This window comes from Nocardia coubleae NBRC 108252 (genome assembly GCF_001612805.1).
GTDB classification, from domain to species: domain Bacteria; phylum Actinomycetota; class Actinomycetes; order Mycobacteriales; family Mycobacteriaceae; genus Nocardia; species Nocardia coubleae.
Window position 1 is genome coordinate 99,152 of the sequence record NZ_BDBD01000013.1, and the last position, 19,142, is coordinate 118,293.

Consider the following 19,142-nt stretch of genomic DNA (forward strand, 5'->3'; position numbering starts at 1 on the left):
GGGCGCTTCCGGAATCCGGAAGCGCCCCTTGGTGTTTTCGCAGGTCGGAGCTGAATCAGCCCTTGACGACCTGGGTTCCGCCTGCGAGCTTGTCGTGCCAGCCCTGCTTGTTCGGGTCGTTGTTGATGGTGACCGCGATGTAGATGGAAAGGCCGGTGGTGACCAGGCCACCGAGGCAGTAGATGGCCAGGGGCGCAAGGAAGATGTTGCGCTTGAGCGAGGCCTCCGGGGTGAGCTTCGGCGCGCCACCGGGGGCGACGACCCGCAGACCGAGCAGCTTCTTGCCGAGAGTGGTGCCCTGCGTCACTTCGAAGCCCACGTTGTAGCCCACGTAAGCGATGCCCATGATCACCCACAGGATGATGCCTGCGAGGAACGGGCTGTCCATCAGTGCCATACCGAGGACGAAGTTCAGGATTCCCAGCGGAATACCGATGATGAAACCGTCGATGACACGCGCGCCGAGGCGGGTGCCGAGGTCACCGGCCTGCGAGCCACCGAAACCCTGCTGGTTGTACGGATCGGCACCGTAACCGGGCTGCGGCTGCCCGTACGGCTGCTGGCCGTAGGCGGGCTGCTGCTGACCGTACGGGTCGGCCTGCCCGTAACCGGGCACCGGCTGGCCGTATCCCGGATTCGGCTGACCGTAAGGCTGCTGCTGTCCGTAACCCGGCTGCTGCTGGCCGTAGGGGTCCTGGCCGTAGCCGCCGGGCTGACCGCCCTGCGGGTACTGATTGGGGTCGTAACCACCGCTGGTCATAAATTCGTCCTCGTCGTGATCAGTAGATCGGTCGTTGCGTACGTTACGGACATCGGTCTGGTTGGAACAACCCGATAGGCTCGAGTATCCATGGTTTCTCCGGGATGCGCGCCGGGTCGAAAACCTCGCGGAGCTCTGCCGTTGTGCGAGCGGCATATCCGAGTGAATCGGCGATCGCCGCCACCACATCGCCGGGCGTGTTGCCGAGCGCCATCTGGTCGGAAAGGCTCACCGCCCCATCACGTTTGGCAAGCCTTTTACCTTCGGTGTTGAGTACCAACGGAACATGGGCGTAGATGGGTCGTGGCAGGCCGAGCAGGTCGGCGAGATAGGCCTGGCGCGGGGTGGACGGCAACAGATCGTCGCCGCGCACCACTTGATCCACACCCTGGGCGGCGTCGTCGACCACGACGGTGAGGTTGTAGGCAGGGATGCCGTCACCCCGGCGCAGCACCAGATCGTCGACGGCGCCTCGGTAGCGGCCGTGGCGCAGGTCGGTGATCTCGTAGTCGGTCACGTCGGCGCGCAATCGCACTGCGGGTGAACGGCCTTCGGCCCGGCGAGCGGCACGCTGTGCGTCGGTGAGAGTGCGGCAGGTGCCGGGGTAGGCGCCCATCGGACCGTGCGGTGCGGCGGCGGCCTGCTGGATTTCGCGTCTGGTGCAGAAACATTCGAAGGTGCGCCCGGCCGCGGTGAGTTCCTCGATCGTCGACTCGTAGACCGCGAGCCGGTCGGATTGCCGCAGCACCGGCCCGTCCCAGTCGAGCCCGATGGCGGCGAGGTCGTCGAGCTGGCGTTGTGCCGCTCCCGGACGGACGCGGTCGAGGTCGTCGATGCGCATCCGGAACGCGCGCCCGGTGGTGCGGGCGTAGAGCCAGGCCAGGATGGCGGTGCGCAGATTGCCCAGGTGGAGCTCGCCCGAGGGGCTCGGGGCGTAGCGGCCTGCACCTGGTGAACTGGACACCTGTCCGATCCTAGTCGGTCGTGCGACGCAGCCTCGGCCGCAGCTGTTCGTCGGTGAGCTGGACGCCGCCGTCGATGGCGTCGAGCAGCTGTTCGGCGTAGGAGATCAGGCCCACACGGTCGACATCGTGCTGCTGGGCATTCGCCGGGTAGGCGCCGAGCCGCTCGCAGGCGCGCCGCAGCAGCGTCGTCGCGCCCTTGGTGTTGCCACGCTGGATGTGGGTCAGGCCGACGGCATATTGGGCAAGACCCTGCCAGAGCATCCGCTCGGCAACCGGCCCGTTCTTCCAGGCCGCCTCCAAAACCTCGTGTGCGTTGAATGCCAATCCGTCGTCCAGCAGTTGCTGGGCGAAGGTCAGAGTTTGCTGGGGGGTCAACTCGAGATCGTCGGGAATTCGGGCGACTCCGGCACTGCCGGGCGGCAGTGGTCGGCCGAGTCGGTCGCGTGGGCGGTCGTTACGGGCACGACCTGCGGCGTCGCGGTCACGGGAGATCATTCCCCCATGATCCACGTCCACGTCGGATGGTGCTGATGTGGCCTGTGAGACGAGCAGGAAAGTGACGTATCACGAACCAATCACATGGAAGTAAATCCGCATGTGTCAAGCCCGTGGGGAATGGGTAAGAGGCTCCGGCAATGCCGCCGCAAACCCGAACCTTCGCAAGCTTGGCAAACGGATATGAGAAAGCAAATTCTCATCCGCAAACTTGCGGAAGACCTGCTAGTGTTTCTTCCGCGGGGGCAGCCCCCGGAGGCGGAAACGCCTCATGCGCTGGTTCGTGCCGATCGGTTGCGCGTTCCGGGTGGCAGTGCTGTGGGTGCCACGAAGTAACTCGTCGGTCGCGCCGTAAATCGGAAATGCTGAACCGATTCGGCGGTGTTATCCCGTTCTCACTGATGCAAAGGAGCAAGTGCTGTGGAGGTTGATGTGACGGGCGCTGTGTGGCGCAAGAGCACCTACAGCGGTCCCGATGGAAACTGCGTGGAAGTCGCCTTTCTCACCGGCGGCGAAATCGCGGTCCGCGACACCAAGGATCACGGGCGTGGCCCCGTGCTGGCCTTCGGACCAGGAGCGTGGCGAGCGTTTCTCGCCGACGTCACCGCGGGACAGTTCGCGCGCGGCTGAACCGCGAATGCGCCTGAACCGGGCAGTCCGGGCCCCGGGTCGATAGGACTCGGGGCCTTCTCTCGGCGTGGCCTATCGTGACCGGGTGACCGGAATGGCCCCGCGCGACGCGACGATGTTCTGGCTGTCGCGCCGCACCGCCAATGATGTGTTCCTGCTCTACTGTTTCGCCGAAACCCCTACTCCTACCGAGGAACTGCGCGCCGCCGTTGCCGAACGCGTAGCGCTCATTCCCGATCTGTGCCGCCGGTTGCGCGAGACCGCGCACGACCTCGACTATCCGCACTGGATTCCGGCCGAATTCATTCCCCAGCAATTCATTGCCCACCGGCCCGACGGCCTGCCGTGGCCCACTCTGCTCGACCGGCTCGGCGAACTTCTGGGCACCGGCGTCGACGCCACCGAACGACCCTGGCGGCTGCACGTTTTCCGTGGCGTTCGCGATGCGCCGATGTCGACCGGGCCGTCGCTGGTCGCGGTGGTTCAGATCTCCCATGCTCTCGCCGACGGCACCCGTGCGGCCGCACTCACCAGATCCCTTTTTATCCACAGGGTTCCCGATGCACCTGTGGATAACTCGGTGAAACACCGAGTGGATCCTGTGAAAACGCCGGTGAGCCCTGTGGATTACTGGGGACAACTCTGTGGATGGATGGATCCGAGTGTGCTTGGGGTACTGCGTTTTCCCCAGCAGCTGGTCGCGACGTTCCGCCGTGGTCTGGCGGCGGGCCGTGCCCACCGGGAACTCGCCGAGCGCACCGCCGTCGGCGAAGTCCCCGCGCCCACAACCGGCTTCACGCCCGGTGCGCTCAATACGATGCGGCCCGTCGCGGCGCTCGACCATCAGGTCCGCATGCTCGTCGTCCCCGCGGACATGCTCCGCTGCCCGCACGTCACAGTGACAGTGCTTGCGCTGACGGCGATTTCGCGCGCACTCACCACCTACCTCACCGAGCACGGTCGAGCACCGGACCGCCTCGGCGCCGCACTGCCGATGGCCGTGCCCGCATCGAGCGACGCGCACAACAACTACCGGAGCCTGTCCATCGACCTGCACATCGAGGAACCCGACCTGCGCGCCCGTGCCGAACTGATCGCCGACGAACTGCGAACCCGTCGCGAACGCGCGCTGAATCCGCTTCTCGCCGTGCAGGATCGAGTCGGTGACACCGTTCCCGCGCTGTTCGCGGTGCGTGACGTCGCCCGCGCCGATCTCGACACACCACCGCAGGCGATCGACGGCAACACCGTCGTCTCCAGCGTGAATCGTGGCGCCGCCGACCTCACCTTCGCGGGCGCACCGGTCCTATTCACCGGCGGGTTTCCGGCGCTCGGCACCGTCATGCACCTGACTCACGGCATCCACGGGCTCGGTGAAACCATCACGTTCTCCGTGCATTCCGACAAAGCGGCCGTGCCGGATCCGGATCGGTACCTGGCCCTGCTCGCCGAAGCGGTGGACGCCGTGCGCGGCTAACGCTTGCCCGCCCGCCCCAGCTCGTCGCCGATCGCCCGCAGCGCCGAACGCAGCGCGGTGGCCGCATCGGTGCCCGCCGCCTCACCCTCGATCAACCCGTCGATCCGGAACGGACAGAAGTACCCCGAATCACCCTGGTGTGGGCGGCCGATCTCGATGAGGGGACGGCCGGTCCGATGCGCGATAGCGGCGGCGAGTGCCGCGTCGGCCGCGCGCGGATCGCGCCGCACGCGGGGGAGGGCGGGCACCGCCTGGGCGTGCACCCGCTCGTACCAGTCGATCACCTCGGAAGGCGCGGCGCGCGTGCCTGTTTCGTAGTGACCGAGCGCGGCCCGGCTGTACGGAACGCGGGTGGCCAACCCCGCCAAGGACAATCCGGCTTCTTCCCGCAGCCGCCGCAACCGCGCGCCTACGAGTCTCCCCTGCTCGCCCCGACTGGACATGCAGCCATCGTAGAGAACTGTAGACGTTTGTAGACGCTTTTTGCTGTCCAAAAGGTCTTGACAGTGACCATACTTTTCCCTGGCGGCTTCACCAGAACCATACCGCGCCACCCGTGCAGCACTGACACGTTCGGAGGGGAAAGCATGGATGTCTACCTGTGGATCGCCCTTGGCCTCTTGGGATTCGGGGCACTCACCCGGTACCTGCTGTTACTACCGCCCGCCGAGACCGTCGCCGGCCGTCCGACCGTCGCCGACATCCGCCGCAGGATTCAGTCCGAGCGGGCGCCCGGCCACGATTCGACGACACCGTCGCCGCGCAACATCTCCAGCAGGAGCTTCTCGGCGTCGGACTTCTCCCTGGCCAGTGCGCTCCAGCCGCGCACCACCCCGTCGGGGCCCGATTTCGTCGTCCACGAGCCCACCGCATGAGCGCCCTGGGGGTGCAGCGAGTAGTAGATGGTGCCGACCGGGAAGGCGACATCCATGCCACGCACCCAGCCGGTGATCGCGTCGCCGTCCCATACCCGCATCTCGCCGCGCACACCCGGCCCCGGATCGTCCTCGGCCGCAGCGGTTTCGGCGGTGTCGAGCAGCAGGTGGTCGCCTTCGTGCCGGATCGTCACCTCCGCTACCTCGACCTCGTCGCCGTGTTTCGCCGCCTTCTGCCAGGCTGCCCACCAGCGGCCCGCCAGGTCGACCCGGTTGTCGACGATCCCGGCCAGCTCCGCCAGCGAGATGCGCAACGCGTCGGCCAGCCGGATCGCGACCGGAAGGGTCGGCGACTGCTCCTCGGATTCATACCGGGTGATCTGCCGCGAACTCACCCCGATGGCGGTGGCGAGCGCGGGCTGCGACAGCCCGAGCAAGCGCCGCCGCTCCTGAATCACCTTCCCCGTCCCGGTGTTCATACAGTCATCGCCTCCATTGCCGGCCCCTACCGTCACACCCTGCCCGACACATCCGCGCCGGACCCGCCGCCACGGGTCGTCACCGGCGATATCGAACATCACTGGCGCACCGCACATGCCGACTGCGTGGCCGATTCTCCCATCTCTTCGCTCCAGCAGGCCCGTTTCGTGCTGACCGAGCACGACGGGTGCGGACCACGCTGCCTGCAGCACCTCGCCGCCACCGCCTACAGCACGGGTCTGATCGACGACATCTGAGCAGGTCGGGGGGAGTTACGAACGACACGTTGACGAACTCGTGACGAGACGGCGAACCGGCACGAAACGCCGTTACGGTCGAAGTATGACAGCGGAGCACACGGCGGACGACGACGATTCGTCCCTCGGACGCCTCGGTTCGCGTCCGCGTCTGCGTCTGCGCCGCCCGTTCTGGCGTCCGCTCGAACGCGCGACCGCCGACAACATCGTCGCCGCGCCCACCCCGCTGCGGCCGATCGACCTCACCGACGACGCCGAGGTGTCGCAGGTGCTCGATCTGGCGGTACGGGTGGGTGAGGTGGTGCTCGCCGCCGGTACCGGTGTGGGCGACACCTCCGCGCAGGTGCGCTTCATCGCCTCTACCTACGGTCTGGACAAATGCGATATCGACGTCACCTTCGACGCCATCCGCATCTGGGCCGACCGCGGCCCGTACCTGCCACCGGCCAGCGATATGCGGGTGGTGAAGTACCGCTCGCTCGACTTCACCCGCCTCGCCGCCGTCGACCGGTTGACCCGGCGCATCCGCACTCAGGTGGTTCCGGTGGAGAACGCGCACGCCGCGCTCGACGAGATCGTCTCCGCCCGGCACCCGTATCCACGCTGGGTCTCGACGGCGGGCTGGTCGCTGCTGGCCGCGGCCATCGCGGTGCTGCTCGGCGGCGGCGTGATGCTCGCGGTGATCAGTTTCGCCACGACCGCCGTCATCGACCTGGTGAACCGGGCGCTGCATCAGCTCGGTCTGCCGTTGTTCTTCCAGAACATGATCGGTGGCGTCATCGCCTCGACTCCCGCGATAGCGCTGGCCGCGTTCAGTGACCAATGGCGAGCCGATGCGGCGCTGATCGTCGCGGCGGGGATCACTGTGCTGCTGTCCGGATTGCAACTGGTCGGTTCGGTACAGGACGCCATCACCGGTGCGCCGGTCACCGCCGCGGCCCGCATGCTCGAAGTGGTGATGATGACCGGCGGCATCGTCGCGGGCATCGGTCTGGCCCTGCGGGTTTCGACGATTCTCGGGATCGAGGTGCCCGAGATCGCGGCGAACGCGGGTCGCGATACCGAGTTCCTCGCGCTCAAGCTCAGTGCCGGTGCGGTGGCGGCGGTCGCGTTCGCCATGGCCTGTTACGCCGAGCGGCGGGCCTTGTTCGCGGCCGGTCTCAGCGGTGCGGGTGGCACCGCGGCCTACCTCGTCGTCCAGGACATCGGGTTCGGGCCGGTCGTCGCCTCGGGTGCGGCGGCCACGCTGATCGGCATGGCCGGTGGTCTGATGGCGCGGCGCGCGCTCACTCCGCCGCTGGTCGTCGCGGCCGCGGGCATTACGCCGCTGCTGCCTGGTCTGAAGGTGTACCGAGGGCTGTACGCCTTGCTCGAGGACGAAACGCTGCTCGGGTTCGGGCAGATTCTCGGTGCCTTCGGCGTGGGGTGCGCGCTGGCGGCCGGCGTCATTCTCGGTGAATGGTTCGACCGGTTGCTCAGCCGCCGCGGCACACCGCGCGACTTCGACCCGACCTACACCAGCGACCGCTGACTCAGACCGCGCCCATCAGCGTGCGCGGTCCGTCGGCGGCGGTGTCGGCCGGTGCCGGATCCTGGATACGGGGCTTGCCCGCGGCCCAGCGCATCTGGCTGCGCGCGGCGGCCGCCTCGGTGGAGGCGGGGATGACGAGTAGTGCGAGGCTCGCGCCGTTGCTGCCGACCAGGTGCATGATGCGCGCGGCCTCGTCGGCGCCGGATTCGTCGGCGGTCCAGTCGAATCCGAGCTGGGCCAGCTTGCCGATCTGCGGGCCGACCGCGGTGACCAGCTGGTGCATCTCGGTCATCGGCGCGTCGGTGCGCGGCCACCAGGCGCCGTCGATCGGGCCGGGTGCCGTCTTGCGGTCGCGCAGCATCAGCCGGATCGGGCCCGCCGTGTCGCGACCGATAGTCGTGTCAGGTGTACTCACGAAAGTTTCCTCTTGGTGTGTTCGGCAGGCGCTCTCGGCGCCGGCCGGTGTGCGCCGTCGGTTTCGACGGGCACGAAGCCTTTAATACCCAGTTCCGCTGTGTCTGCACGCGCGATTTATCGCGGCGACGACGGCGGTCGGGTGCGGTGGGGGTCTCCCGCACCATCGGGGGTCACTCTACGGACACCCACCGACAGATCCACCGGATTAAACGAACAGGGCCCCGACCGGCGAACCGATCAGGGCCCTGCTGTGGCGGAGGATAGGGGATTTGAACCCCTGAGGGCGTTAACCCAACCCGCGTTCCAGGCGAGCGCCATAGGCCACTAGGCGAATCCTCCGTGGAGCAGCATAGCGGGTCGACGGGGGCCGATGCCAAACCGGCCCCCGTCCTACCCCGCTGACCTGCTATTTCTTCAGTGCCGTCAGGACCTTGCGGACCTGGGTTTCGGCGGCCGAGCGCAGGGTCGACTTGTCGACACTGCCCATCTTGTCCACCTCGATCTCCACCTTCACCGAGATATTGCTGTCGTGCGCGGCGACCACGTAGATGTAGTCGTTCGGGATGGAACCGTAGATGCGCTGCTCGTAGGCGTAGTACGCCTCCGTGCCGAGGCCGCTGAGCGGACCGTGGTCGTAGTCCTTACCGGTGGTCTTGGTGTCGTAACCCTTCCAGCGCGAGTAGTCCGATTCGGTCTCGTAGCTGGACTTGAACGCCACCTCGAGCGAGATCTTCGCGCCGGTGCCGCTGCGGCCGGAGTCCTGGTTCTTGGCATCGCAGTTGTAGGAGCCGCCACCGCCGTACTCCGAGGGCTCACGCTCGGTGTGCGTGGTCGTCTCCCTGGTCGAGGACCACTGGTTGAGCACCGTGAGGTCGATCAGGTCGCAGGCGTTCTTGCCCTTCTGGAAGGCATAGTCACCTTCCCATTCGGACGGGTTGGGACCGAACGGGTTGGTCTCGTCGGCCTTGTTCGCGGCGAACGCGATGAGGCCGATCACCAGCACGCCGACCAGCAGCACCGCGCCGCCGACGATCCACCACACGGCCTTGTTGCCCGACGACGGCGGACGCGGCGGCGTGCCCCACTGCTGGGCCGGGTACTGCGGTGGGGCCGCGAACGGCTGTGCGGTGGCGCCTGCCTGGTAGGGCAGGCCGGTGTAGGGCTGCGGGTTGGCACCGCTCTGGTACGGCGTCGCCGCCGGGGGAGCGGTGTAGGGGTTGGCGCCGCTGTGCTGCGGTGCGGGCGGCGCGGTGTAGGGGCCGGGCGTGCCGATGTCGCCGCGCAGGATGGTCGGATCGGCCTGCTGTGGTGGCTGACCCGAGTCGGGGCCTGGGCGTTCCCACCACTGCACAGTCGGGTCGGACGGCGGTACGTCGCCGCCGGGCGGTTGCTGGTTCGGGCCGGTCACGCGCGGAACCCCCTCGTAGTCATGGGGAACCGGGCCCCCCTTGCCGATATCGCACTGATCGTAGCCAGCTTCGTCAGGCGATGACGTATCTATACGCCTACGTACACTGGTTCTTCCGTCGTCGGGCGAGCAGAAACGGAGCACACGTGGGCGTCGCGCGAACACCACGCGAACGGTGGATCGAAGAGGGGCTGCACGTGCTCGCCACCTCGGGTGTCGACGCGGTGCGAGTGGAAGCGCTCGCCAAACGCATCGGCGTCACCAAGGGCGGTTTCTACGGCTACTTCGCCGACCGCGAGGCCCTGCTGACGGCGATGCTGGAAGCCTGGGAACGCGAGGCCGTCGACGAGGTGCTCGCCAAGGTCGACAACGCGGGCCTCGATCCCAAGAACCGGGCGCGCATGGCCGGTGTCCTCACCCTCTCGGATCACCGGCTGCTGCCCATCGATCTGGCCGTTCGCGACTGGGCCCGCCGTGACGACGACGTCGCCACCCGCCTGCGCCGCGTCGACAACGCGCGAATGGCGTTGCTGCGCGAGACGATCGGCGAATTCTGCGATGATCCCGATGAGGTGGAAGCCCGCGCCCTGCTCGCCTTCTGCGCCGTGATCGGCGGGCACTTCCTCGCCGCCGATCACGAGGGCCGCACCCGCGTCGAGGTGCTCATCCGAGCCGCCGACCTGCTGTTCGAACCCCGAAATCGCTAGTACGCGCGATTGCGGCTACACTGGCCGACGGATCCCGCGCGGCGCGCATCCTGTGAACTCCCCCAGGGCCGGAAGGCAGCAAGGGTCAACGGGCTCTGCCGGGTGCGCGGGGTCCCCTTAAATTTCGGGACTCCGCTGCACACCTTCGCAGCGTGCGAGCCCATCCTCCCCGGATACCCTGCCGATTCCCGGCAACCGCCGGGTAACGTTGCGGGTACACCCACCTTGCTGCTTCGAAAGGCTGCCCAGGATGCCCCGGCAAACGCAGATCGGTTTGATGAGCCACGCGGAACTCGTGTCCGAGCACGAGTCCCAGACCGCGAACTACGCGACGCTCAAGACCGAGAAGCTCACGCTGGATCTCACCCGAGGTAAGCCGTCACCGGAACAGCTCGACCTCTCCTCGCCCCTGTTAGCCCTACCCGGCGACGGCGACTTCCGCGACGGCACCGGCACCGACTGCCGCAATTACGGCGGCCTCACCGGCCTGCCCGAACTGCGCGCCATCTTCGGCGAACTGCTCGGCATCCCCGTCGACCAATTGGTGGCGGGCAACAACGCCAGCCTCGAGATGATGCACGACATCATCGTCTTCTCGATGCTCTACGGCACCCCCGACTCCCCGCGCCGCTGGGCCTCCGACGAGCCGATCAAGTGGCTGTGTCCCGCCCCCGGCTACGACCGGCACTTCGCCATCACCGAGGCGCTCGGCATCGAGATGATCACCATCCCGATGCGCCACGACGGCCCCGACACCCACGCCATCGCGCGGTTGCTGGCAAACGACCCGCAGATCAAGGGTCTGTGGGCGGTACCGAACTACTCCAACCCCACCGGCGTGGTCTTCTCCGAAGAGATTGTGCGCGAACTGGTTTCGATGCCCGCCGCCGCACCGGACTTCCGCCTGTTCTGGGACAACGCCTACGCGGTGCACCCGCTCACCGACACCGCCGCACCCGTGCTCGATGTGCTCGGCATGGCGGCGACCGCCGGTCACCCGAACCGTCCGCTGGTCTTCGCCTCGACCTCCAAGATCACCTTCGCCGGTGCGGGCGTGAGCTTCTTCGGTGCGTCCAAGGCCAATATCGACTGGTATCTCGACCACGCGGGCAAGAAGAGCATCGGCCCCGACAAGCTCAACCAGCTGCGCCACCTGCGGTTCTTCACCGACGCCGAAGGCGTGCGTGAGCACATGCAGAAGCATCGGCGGTTGCTCGAGCCGAAGTTCGCGCTGGTGCGCCGGATTCTCGAGGATCGGCTCGGGGCGTCGAAGGTCGCTTCGTGGACCGAGCCCAAGGGTGGGTATTTCATCAGTCTCGATGTGCTCGAGGGGACGGCGGCGCGGGTGATCGCGTTGGCCAAGGACGCGGGGATCGCGCTGACGGCCGCCGGGTCGGCGTTCCCGTACCGCAACGATCCCGAGGACAAGAACATCCGGATCGCGCCGAGTTTCCCGCAGCTGCCGGAGCTGGAGAAGGCGATGGACGGGTTGGCGACCTGCGTGTTGCTGGCCGCGACGGAGAAGCTGCTCGAAGCCTGACCACGAACGAGGCCCCGCGTACCCCGCTTGCCGGGATACGCGGGGTTTCGTCATTTCTTGTGGGCCAGGGTCGCGAAGACGGTGACCGAGATGTGGGTGTGGCCTCGGGCCGCGGCCTCTTGGAGGTCGGTGCGGAGTTGGTCGCGGGCTTCGGGGGTGACGGTTCCGCGCAGGACCGCGAGGTCGGCTATGCGGTTGACCAGGGCGCCCGCGCCGATGGTTCGGTCCTGGACCAGGGCGTGGGAGCCGATCTCGTCGACGGTCAGGCCCGCGTCGGTGAGGAGGCCGGCCAGTCTGCGACCGGAGAAGGGGTTGGTGGTGCCGGAGATCAGGGTGTCGATCACCGCGCGGGCCACCTCGGGGGCGCCGGGGTGGATGATGGCGGTCGCCCAGTCGGCGTCGACGACCACCGCGCGGCCGCCGGGGCGCAGGACGCGCGCGATTTCGGTCGCGGCGCGGGCGGGGGCGGTCAGGTGCTGGAAGACGCGTTCGCACAGAACGGCGTCGAAGGTGTTGTCGCCGAAGGGCAATCCGTAGGCGTCGCCGGAGACGAAGGTGGCGGTGGAGCCGCGTTCGGTCGCGCGCCGGGTGGCGGAGGCGAGCAGATCCGGGTCGGGTTCCACGCCGACGGCGGTGCCACGGGGGCCGACCGCGTCGGCGAAGGTGAACACTTCCGAGCCGGTGCCGGAACCGATGTCGAGCGCGCTGTCGCCGGGCCGCAAACCGAGTCGTTCATGGGTCCAGGCGCCGAGAGCGCGCACGCCGGGCTGTGTCACCTCCAGGTCATGGGCATCGATCAGCTGGGGTTGTCCCGCCCGATCGAAACGGTCCGGGCGTGGGGTGTAATCCGTCATTCGTACCGCCGATGTGGGTGCAGTGAAATGTGTCACGATGAATATATGACCCGAACGCTGTGCCTTGCCCAGGACGCCGAGGCCGATCAACTACTCAGCACCGACGATTTCGCCTTGCTGCTCGGCATGCTCCTGGATCAGCAGTACCCGATGGAACACGCCTTTCGGGGGCCGCAGAAACTGGCCGGGCGAATGGGCGGATTCGATCTGCGCCGTATCGCCGAGGCCGACCCGGCCGAATTCGAGGAACTCGCCGCCACCCCACCCGCCATCCACCGGTACGGCCGCTCGATGGCCCGGCGCGCGCAGGCGCTCGCCAACTACATCATCGAGCACTACGACGGTGTACCAGCGAAGATCTGGACCGAGGGCGACCCCGACGGCAAGGAAGTGCTGCGCCGGTTGCAGGACCTGCCGGGCTTCGGTGCGCAGAAGGCGAAGATCTTCCTCGCCCTGCTCGGCAAACAACGCGGTGTGCAACCGGCGGGCTGGCGAAAAGCGGCGGGTGCCTACGGCGACGAGGGTTCGCGCCGTTCGGTCGCCGACGTCGTCGACGCCGAAACCCTCGCCGAAGTAAGGGAATTCAAGAAACAAGCGAAAGCGGCGGCCAAAGCGGCCGAGTGAATTCGGCGATTGTGATCTCGGTGCGTTTATTCCTCGTCAGGCGAACGCGTTTACCGGAAGCTTTCCGGCATGAAGATGAGGAAGTTCGCCGTGGTTGCGGCACTGTTGACCGTGGCGACCGGGGTCACCGCGGGCACCGTCAACGCGGCGCCCGAGCAAGCAGCACCGATCAACTACACCGCCGAGGTCGTCGACGAGTCGAGGGCCGTCGTCACCACCGACGCCGGATCGCTGGTCACCGAGGACGGTGCGTTCAAGATCAAAGCCGCCGATGGAACCACCGTCGCGGCCACCCCGCTGACGTTCCGGCTCGACGAGTTCGAGTTGCCGATCGCCGCCGAGATCTCGGGTAACACCGCCACCCTCACCCCGCAGCTCGACCCGGCCAAGGCCGTGTACAAGCCGGTCGCCCTGCCGTACGAGGACAAGGCGCCCTGGAAGTCGGAGTACGAGCGTGAGCAGGCGGCCTGGTCGCGCCTGACCTCGACGATCGCGATGGGCGCGACCATCGGCACCCTGGTCGGCGGGCTCGGCGGGGCCGCCGCCGGTTGCATCGCGGGTGCGGCGCTCGGCCTCGTCGCCACCGGTGCGCTGCTCACCCTGTTCGGCCTCGGCCCGCTGGGCGGATGCGTCGCGGGTGCGGCCGCCGTCGGCTTTCTCGGCGTGATCGCCGGGCAGCTGTTCGTCACCGGCCCGGTAGCCGTCGCCGCCGCGATCCAGTACTTCACCACCATCAACCAGCCCTTCACGCCACCGGCCAAGTAGGCCACCCGCGCACGAACCCCTCCCGGCGTCGTCGGGAGGGGTTCGTGCTGTGTCACAGCACCATTACGCCTTCCGCCGCACCGCGCTGACCTGGTGATTTGCTGTGTGTCACCGCACAATTCGCCGGTCGGCCTTGGATGGGTGGCGATTCGGTGTTAATTTGATTGTTATGTCCGGCAACCATCACTTCGCCCCGCGGGTCACCTACGTGACCGCCGCGCTGGGTCTGCGGTTGCCGTTGACGCGCGAACTGTGTTGTTCCTGCCGCTGCAGCTGAGCCTGTCGGGCTCGCGAGCTGCCACACCCCTCGTGTAGGCAAACCCGTTGGTGAAACGGGATTTTCGGCAAGGAACTGCATATGTCTGCCCCCATTCTCGACCGCCCGATTTCGCGGGTGGTCACCGGTCGTCCCCGAGTTTCGCGTCCCGTCGTCGCCCCTGAACTGCGGCGCAGCGACAACCCTGCCGCCGCCGTGCTGCGCGCGGCTGTCGGCGGCCCGATTTCCCGCGACAATGCCGCCCGGGCAACGGGTTTGAGCATCGCGACGGTGAACCGCCAAGTGGCCGCGCTGCTTTCGGCCGGCCTGCTGCGTGAACGCGCCGACCTCACCGCCGCCGGTGCGGTCGGGCGGCCACGGGTGCCCTTCGAGATCGACCACGACGCCTACCTCACCATCGGCATCCACATCGGCGCCGCGGCGACGAAAATCGTGGCCGCCGACCTGCGCGGCCGCATCCTCGGTGGGCTTGCCATCGCGACACCGCAGACCGGGCAGGACTTCGCCGTCACCACGGTCGCCCGCAGCGCCAAGGCGTTCCTGCAGCGCTGGCACCGGCGCACCCCGCTGTGGGCAGGCGTCGCCATCGGCGGCCGGGTCGACACGCACACCGGTCTCGTCGACCATCCAAAACTGGCGTGGCAGGGCGCACCGCTCGGCCAGGTCCTCGGTGACGTGCTCGAGCTGCCGGTTTCCGTCGCACCCCACGTTGAAGCGATGGCTGCCTCGGAACTGCTGCTGCCGACCTTCGACGCGCGCGGTCCGGAACAGCCCGCCGACCAGCCCGGCAGCAGCCTGTACTTCTACGTCCGCGAGACGGCGGGCATCGCCGTCACCCTCGACGGGCGGGTGCACACCCCGAGCAACGGCCCGGGTTCCATCGCGCACCTGCCCACCGGTTCGGACGTGCAGTGCACCTGCGGCAGGCGTGGCTGCTTGGAAGTGACCGTCGGCGATCGGGCGCTGCAGGCGCGTGCGGTCGGGCGCGGAATCATCCCGGCGCACAACGGAACCGCGGGCACGACCATCGCCGACCTGTACCGGGCCGCCGAGTCCGGTTCCGAGGGCGCCCGCGAGCTGCTCGCCGAACGCGCGACCATGCTCGGCCAGACCGTCGCCCTGGTCCGCGACATGCTCAACCCGGACCGGGTGGTCCTTGGCGGACAGGCCTTCACCGGCTACCGCCCGGCCCTCGGCCACGTGGCCCGCGCGTTCACCCAGAGCACCCAGTTGCCCCCGACCGACATCCGCGTCAGCGGATTCGGCGGCAAGGTCCAGGAATTCGCCGCCGTCGTCACCTCGCTCAGCGCGTTGTACGCCGACCCGCTGGCCGCCCTGCGCCGGGTGTAGCTACTTGCACGCGCCTTCCAAAGCGGTGATGAAGAACGGGAACTGGGAGGCGAAGCGGTGCAGGTTGCGGTCGCGGTCGTAGCCGGCGAACCAGTACAGGCCGGGCTGGGAATCGGCGGACGGGTCCATATCGCGGAAGGTGCGGATCCAGTTGTCGGCGCGACCGCTGATCACCGTGTAGGGCAGGGCTCGGGAGAAGATCGTCTCCTGATCGATCGGTGGGATGCGGTCGCGTGACACCGAGTCGAGTCCGCGTCCCATCGCCTTGATCCGGCCGACCACGGTGTCACCCAGCGTGGTTCGGGTCGGCAGGTAGTTCGGCAGCACGACCGCGGCCACCCCGGCCAGCAGGATCGCCACGCCGACCAGGGCGTGCCCGGCGGTCAACGCCAGGGCGACGGTGGTCGCGGCGCCGACGGCGATCAGCGCGGCGCCGATCCAGCGGGGCAGCAGCCGCTGCTTCGGATCGGCCAGCGCGCCGGTCGACACCGCGTCGCGGCGCATGGCCTCGCGGATCGGGTCCAGTTGCAGGCGGCCGGGCGCGCGCAGCTCACGCACGGCGACGGTGTCGGTGCCCTCGGGCAGCAACATGTCGTAGACGACCCGCTCGTACTCGCGCAGCTGGTCGTCGGGGGCGTTGACGCGGCTGATCCGCCAGTCGTCCTCGCCGCGCGCGTTCACCGGGGCGATCCACAGGTAGCGGCGCACCGCCAGATCGACGACGGTGGCGGCGATGTCGACCGGGTCGACGTGCTCGTCGAGCAGCAGACCGGCCTCGCCGGGCAGGACACCGTCGGGGGAGGTGAATTCCATCCGGTCACCGGTGGTGACGAGCGGGTCGAACGTGTCGCTGGTGGCGCGGGCCGTCGCACCGCGCTTGCGGGCGGTGAGCACGTAGGCGATCATCCCGGCCAGTGCCAGCAGCAGGGCGCCGAAGGCGGCGAGCACCGGGGTGGTGAAGGCGAAGAAGTTGTTCGAATCGCCGTCGCGCACATCGGCATTGGCGGGCACCGTGCCGGGGGGCATCTGCAGGGTGAGGTCGATCGCGTCGCCCTTGCGCAGGTCGGTCTGGCTCAGGTACAGCACACCGTCGGGTTCGACGTGCACCTCGGCGCACGGGCGCGCACTGCCCGCGGGGCCCAATTTGCAGTCGACGATGCCCATTTGGAAGCTCGGGCTGATCACCGACACATCGAGGGAGGCGATGTCAGCGTTGAGCACGCCGAGCCAGTGGAACATCTGCGTGCCCGGCGCGTCGGCGACGGTGTTGTGCACCGTATACGTGAACTTGGATTCACCGGGCTTGGCCTCGACGACGAACTGATCGTCGACGGTGGTCGCGGTGCCCGCCCCGGTCGCGGACACATCGGTGACCTTGAACACCCGCTCCACACCGTCGCCCAGGCCGAGTCGCAACGGCAGCGACATCGTGAAGTTCCCGTCGGCGGGCACCGCGACGGTTTCGACGACCTGCAGCACGCCTGTCTCGGTCAAGGTGAGATCGGCGGTGATCGACACCCCCGCGGGCTGCGTGTGGGCTACCGGAGCGGCCGCGAGCAGGCCCGCCGAAGCGAGCAGCAGCGCGCCCGCGGCGCCCCCCCGAAAAGTCAGCATGGCTGCCTACTCTAGACAGCTTGCTATCCTGCGTCAGCGGCTGTCGGCGACGAACTAGACGAGGGGGTACGGGGGACGTGAACCAACCACCGTACGGCTACGGCCCATACGGGCCCGGTGGACGACCGGTTCCGCCACCCCCCGGCTATGGTCGTGCCCCGGGTTATCGCCCGCAACAGGGCTACGGTCTGCCCGGATACCCACCGCCGCAAGGGTATCCACAGCAGCGTCCGGCCTACGGACCGCCACCGGGCTACCGTCCGCCGCCGATGCCCTACGGTCCGCCGGGCAGGCCCACCCCGCCACCACGCAAGCGACGCGGCGGGTTCACCTCGCTGATGTTGGTGGTGATTTTCCTCGTCGTCGGTGGTCTGGTGAAGTTCGCCGTGAACAGGGGCGTCGATATCGGCATCGACGCGTTCGGCCCGAGACCGACCACTACCTACACGCCGCAACCGGGGAGCGCGCCCGCCAAGACCGGTGACAACCCGCTGGTCACCGATGCCGACGGCTCGCTGGTGCCCGCCTCCTGCGACTACGCGCCGTGGGGCGCCCAGGTCGACAAGGCCCGCAAGTTCTTCGAATCCGCCGCGGGCTGCCTGGAAGCGGCGTGGAAGCCGCTGATGGCCGCCAACGGGCTGCCCTTCGAGTCGCCGACGCTGAGCATCACCGCCACCACCGACGGCATCACCACCCCGTGCACCGGCTCCACCAGCAACTTCGCCGCCTTCTACTGCGCGGCGAACAAGACCATCTACATGCCGATCAGCCAGTTGCAGACCGATCAGTTCCGTGACAACTGGGTGGTGTATCTGTCGGTGTTCGCGCACGAATACGGGCACCACATCCAGGCGCAGTCCGGAATCCTGCGCAAGGCCAACAGCGAACGGGTCGACGCCGGGGCGCGCTCGACCAAGGGACTCGAGCTGTCGCGCCGAGTCGAGTTGCAGGCCAACTGTTTCGACGCCATGTTCATCGCCGCGTCCAAGGGCGGCGGTTCGCTGTCGTCGGACCAGGTCACCCTCGCCACCCGCGATTCCTACGGGCGCGGCGACCGGCCGGGTGACATGCGCGACCACGGCACCGCCGACAACGGCGGCAAGTGGTTCGAGGCCGGGCTGGAAAACTTGACGCCGCAGTGCAATACCTTCATCGCGGCGGCCGGCGACGTGAGCTGAGTCAGCCGCGAGCGTCCTTGGCCAGCGCGCGCAGGCCGCGTTTGCCCGGGGCGGGCAGGTCGTCGCCGGTGTCGGCGAGCCATTCGGCGGTGACCAGCCAGCGGCGCTGGGCGTGCGCGTCGGCCACATCGAAGAACACCCGGCGGCCACGATCGTCACGCAGGTCGCGCGACAGTGCCACCCAGCTCGGGGCGCGGCCCTTGTCAGCGGTGTGCTCGGCGACGAAACCCGCGACCATCTTCCCGATCATGTTCACCGGCTTCTGCGACACCCGGTTGCCGTATTTCGTTGTGTGCCAACGACGGGCGGGGCACAGCGAGCCCGGGTTCGCGTTGGAGGCGATCCAGCCCGCGCGCTGGGCGCGTTCGATGAGCCACAGGTGTTTCACGGCGGTCGGCGCGATCTCACCGACCCGGTCGGCGATGAGTTCGGTGATCTGCGGGTCGGCGAGGATGTCGCGGCGGGTGGGGCCGATGCCGTGCTCGGTCCAATGTGCGGCCGCGAGCCTGGCCAGGATGCGGCCGAACTCGTCGATGCTGCGCTGTGCCCGCCTGCCGAGCCGTTCGATCCGTTCGGCCTCACGGCGCATCTCGTTCTGCGCGGTGAGGGTGCGGATCGCGGCCATCGTCGGCACCTGCCCGCGCTCGAGCAGCTGCAGGATGGCGGCCGCGGTGGCCGGGTCGGCGGCCGCCGCGACGGGTAAGGAGTCGCGTTTGATGTCGAAGTCCTGCGGGCTGATCGCCCGGCTCAGCAGTCCGACCGCGGCGTGGTCGCCCGCGAACTCGGTGTGGGCCAGCCAGGCGGCTGCGATGTCATCACACGACAGCACGATGAAACGTTCCTCCGGTCGATGCGGTGGGGGAGCGATCGGTGCGCGAAGGTTGTGCCCCGGTCGGGATGAGGGACCGGCCGGGGTCACCAACCTGATGAAGGTTTGG

The 19,142-nt window shown here is 68.2% G+C and carries 20 protein-coding genes, 1 tRNA gene and 1 other RNA gene; 11 read left to right on the top strand and 11 right to left on the bottom strand.

All coding sequences use genetic code 11. The features are described 5' to 3' along the window. Positions 1 to 55 precede the first annotated feature (55 nt). From NCO8_RS32770 to NCO8_RS15450, 3 genes are read right to left on the bottom strand one after another with little or no spacing between them, the layout of a single operon-like run. A complete protein-coding gene (locus NCO8_RS32770) occupies positions 56 to 760 on the bottom strand; it encodes an RDD family protein (protein WP_067640332.1) in 705 nt (234 codons plus the stop codon). A gap of 43 nt (positions 761 to 803) precedes the next feature. Further along, complete coding sequence (gene gluQRS / locus NCO8_RS15445; RefSeq protein ID WP_245655379.1) at positions 804 to 1,724, bottom strand: tRNA glutamyl-Q(34) synthetase GluQRS; 921 nt, start codon at positions 1,722 to 1,724, stop codon at positions 804 to 806. Positions 1,725 to 1,734: 10 nt separating this feature from the next. Continuing rightward, positions 1,735 to 2,220: a DUF309 domain-containing protein gene (locus NCO8_RS15450; protein ID WP_067640336.1), complete on the bottom strand. Its 486-nt coding sequence runs from the start codon at positions 2,218 to 2,220 to the stop codon at positions 1,735 to 1,737. A gap of 420 nt (positions 2,221 to 2,640) precedes the next feature. Between NCO8_RS15450 and NCO8_RS15455 the strand changes: the two genes are divergently transcribed. Continuing rightward, positions 2,641 to 2,850: a DUF397 domain-containing protein gene (locus NCO8_RS15455; protein WP_067494664.1), complete on the top strand. Its 210-nt coding sequence runs from the start codon at positions 2,641 to 2,643 to the stop codon at positions 2,848 to 2,850. Between the two features lie 94 nt (positions 2,851 to 2,944). Continuing rightward, on the top strand, positions 2,945 to 4,327 hold the full coding sequence (locus tag NCO8_RS15460; protein ID WP_245655383.1) for a wax ester/triacylglycerol synthase domain-containing protein: 1,383 nt from the start codon (positions 2,945 to 2,947) through the stop codon (positions 4,325 to 4,327). Here NCO8_RS15460 and NCO8_RS32035 read toward each other — a convergent pair. Beyond that, positions 4,324 to 4,770, bottom strand: a complete 447-nt coding sequence (locus NCO8_RS32035; RefSeq protein WP_084457204.1) for a helix-turn-helix domain-containing protein — start codon at positions 4,768 to 4,770, stop codon at positions 4,324 to 4,326. The genes NCO8_RS15460 and NCO8_RS32035 overlap by 4 nt on opposite strands. A gap of 272 nt (positions 4,771 to 5,042) precedes the next feature. Then, positions 5,043 to 5,681 (bottom strand): helix-turn-helix domain-containing protein, encoded by a 639-nt coding sequence (locus tag NCO8_RS15470; protein WP_166655806.1) that lies wholly within the window; start codon positions 5,679 to 5,681, stop codon positions 5,043 to 5,045. Between the two features lie 126 nt (positions 5,682 to 5,807). Here NCO8_RS15470 and NCO8_RS32775 point away from each other — a divergent pair, with 126 nt between their 5' ends. Both NCO8_RS32775 and NCO8_RS15475 read left to right on the top strand, forming a co-directional pair. Then, positions 5,808 to 5,939, top strand: coding sequence for a hypothetical protein (locus NCO8_RS32775; protein WP_255284036.1), 132 nt, complete (start codon positions 5,808 to 5,810; stop codon positions 5,937 to 5,939). A gap of 85 nt (positions 5,940 to 6,024) precedes the next feature. Next, entirely contained in the window at positions 6,025 to 7,470 is a 1,446-nt protein-coding gene (locus NCO8_RS15475; RefSeq protein WP_084476706.1) for a threonine/serine exporter family protein, read from the top strand. A 1-nt stretch (position 7,471) separates the two neighbouring features. Here NCO8_RS15475 and NCO8_RS32040 read toward each other — a convergent pair whose 3' ends face one another. The 3 genes from NCO8_RS32040 to NCO8_RS15490 all read right to left on the bottom strand — a co-directional run bounded on the left by NCO8_RS32040 (position 7,472) and on the right by NCO8_RS15490 (position 9,295). Then, a complete protein-coding gene (locus NCO8_RS32040; protein WP_133734144.1) occupies positions 7,472 to 7,885 on the bottom strand; it encodes a DUF5994 family protein in 414 nt (137 codons plus the stop codon). 253 nt (positions 7,886 to 8,138) lie between these two features. Beyond that, positions 8,139 to 8,226: transfer RNA gene (locus NCO8_RS15485), tRNA-Ser, on the bottom strand. 67 nt (positions 8,227 to 8,293) lie between these two features. Then, entirely contained in the window at positions 8,294 to 9,295 is a 1,002-nt protein-coding gene (locus tag NCO8_RS15490; protein ID WP_067640342.1) for a hypothetical protein, read from the bottom strand. 146 nt (positions 9,296 to 9,441) lie between these two features. On the opposite strand from NCO8_RS15490, the gene NCO8_RS15495 reads away from it, so the two are divergent. From NCO8_RS15495 to NCO8_RS15505, 3 genes are all read left to right on the top strand, one after another. Further along, a complete protein-coding gene (locus NCO8_RS15495) occupies positions 9,442 to 10,002 on the top strand; it encodes a TetR/AcrR family transcriptional regulator (RefSeq protein WP_067640344.1) in 561 nt (186 codons plus the stop codon). Positions 10,003 to 10,028: 26 nt separating this feature from the next. Then, positions 10,029 to 10,123: signal recognition particle sRNA small type (gene ffs, locus NCO8_RS15500), an RNA gene on the top strand. 129 nt (positions 10,124 to 10,252) lie between these two features. Beyond that, positions 10,253 to 11,542 (top strand): aspartate aminotransferase type Ic, encoded by a 1,290-nt coding sequence (locus NCO8_RS15505; protein ID WP_067640346.1) that lies wholly within the window; start codon positions 10,253 to 10,255, stop codon positions 11,540 to 11,542. A gap of 50 nt (positions 11,543 to 11,592) precedes the next feature. Here NCO8_RS15505 and NCO8_RS15510 read toward each other — a convergent pair whose 3' ends face one another. Beyond that, positions 11,593 to 12,396: a methyltransferase domain-containing protein gene (locus tag NCO8_RS15510; protein WP_067640348.1), complete on the bottom strand. Its 804-nt coding sequence runs from the start codon at positions 12,394 to 12,396 to the stop codon at positions 11,593 to 11,595. 45 nt (positions 12,397 to 12,441) lie between these two features. Between NCO8_RS15510 and NCO8_RS15515 the strand changes: the two genes are divergently transcribed. The 3 genes from NCO8_RS15515 to NCO8_RS15525 all read left to right on the top strand — a co-directional run bounded on the left by NCO8_RS15515 (position 12,442) and on the right by NCO8_RS15525 (position 15,412). Beyond that, positions 12,442 to 13,020: an HhH-GPD-type base excision DNA repair protein gene (locus tag NCO8_RS15515; RefSeq protein ID WP_067640350.1), complete on the top strand. Its 579-nt coding sequence runs from the start codon at positions 12,442 to 12,444 to the stop codon at positions 13,018 to 13,020. Between the two features lie 69 nt (positions 13,021 to 13,089). Continuing rightward, a complete protein-coding gene (locus tag NCO8_RS15520) occupies positions 13,090 to 13,785 on the top strand; it encodes a DUF8020 domain-containing protein (protein ID WP_067640352.1) in 696 nt (231 codons plus the stop codon). 358 nt (positions 13,786 to 14,143) lie between these two features. Beyond that, positions 14,144 to 15,412, top strand: a complete 1,269-nt coding sequence (locus NCO8_RS15525) for an ROK family transcriptional regulator (RefSeq protein WP_067640355.1) — start codon at positions 14,144 to 14,146, stop codon at positions 15,410 to 15,412. Here NCO8_RS15525 and NCO8_RS15530 read toward each other — a convergent pair whose 3' ends face one another. Next, a complete protein-coding gene (locus tag NCO8_RS15530) occupies positions 15,413 to 17,026 on the bottom strand; it encodes a DUF2207 family protein (RefSeq protein ID WP_067640357.1) in 1,614 nt (537 codons plus the stop codon). A gap of 77 nt (positions 17,027 to 17,103) precedes the next feature. On the opposite strand from NCO8_RS15530, the gene NCO8_RS15535 reads away from it, so the two are divergent. Then, the gene (locus tag NCO8_RS15535; RefSeq protein ID WP_245655380.1) at positions 17,104 to 18,204 is read left to right on the top strand and encodes a neutral zinc metallopeptidase; all 1,101 of its coding nucleotides are present in this window, start codon (positions 17,104 to 17,106) and stop codon (positions 18,202 to 18,204) included. A 1-nt stretch (position 18,205) separates the two neighbouring features. On the opposite strand, the gene NCO8_RS15540 is transcribed toward NCO8_RS15535, so the two are convergent. Further along, positions 18,206 to 19,033: a hypothetical protein gene (locus NCO8_RS15540; RefSeq protein WP_067640361.1), complete on the bottom strand. Its 828-nt coding sequence runs from the start codon at positions 19,031 to 19,033 to the stop codon at positions 18,206 to 18,208. Positions 19,034 to 19,142: the final 109 nt, after the last annotated feature.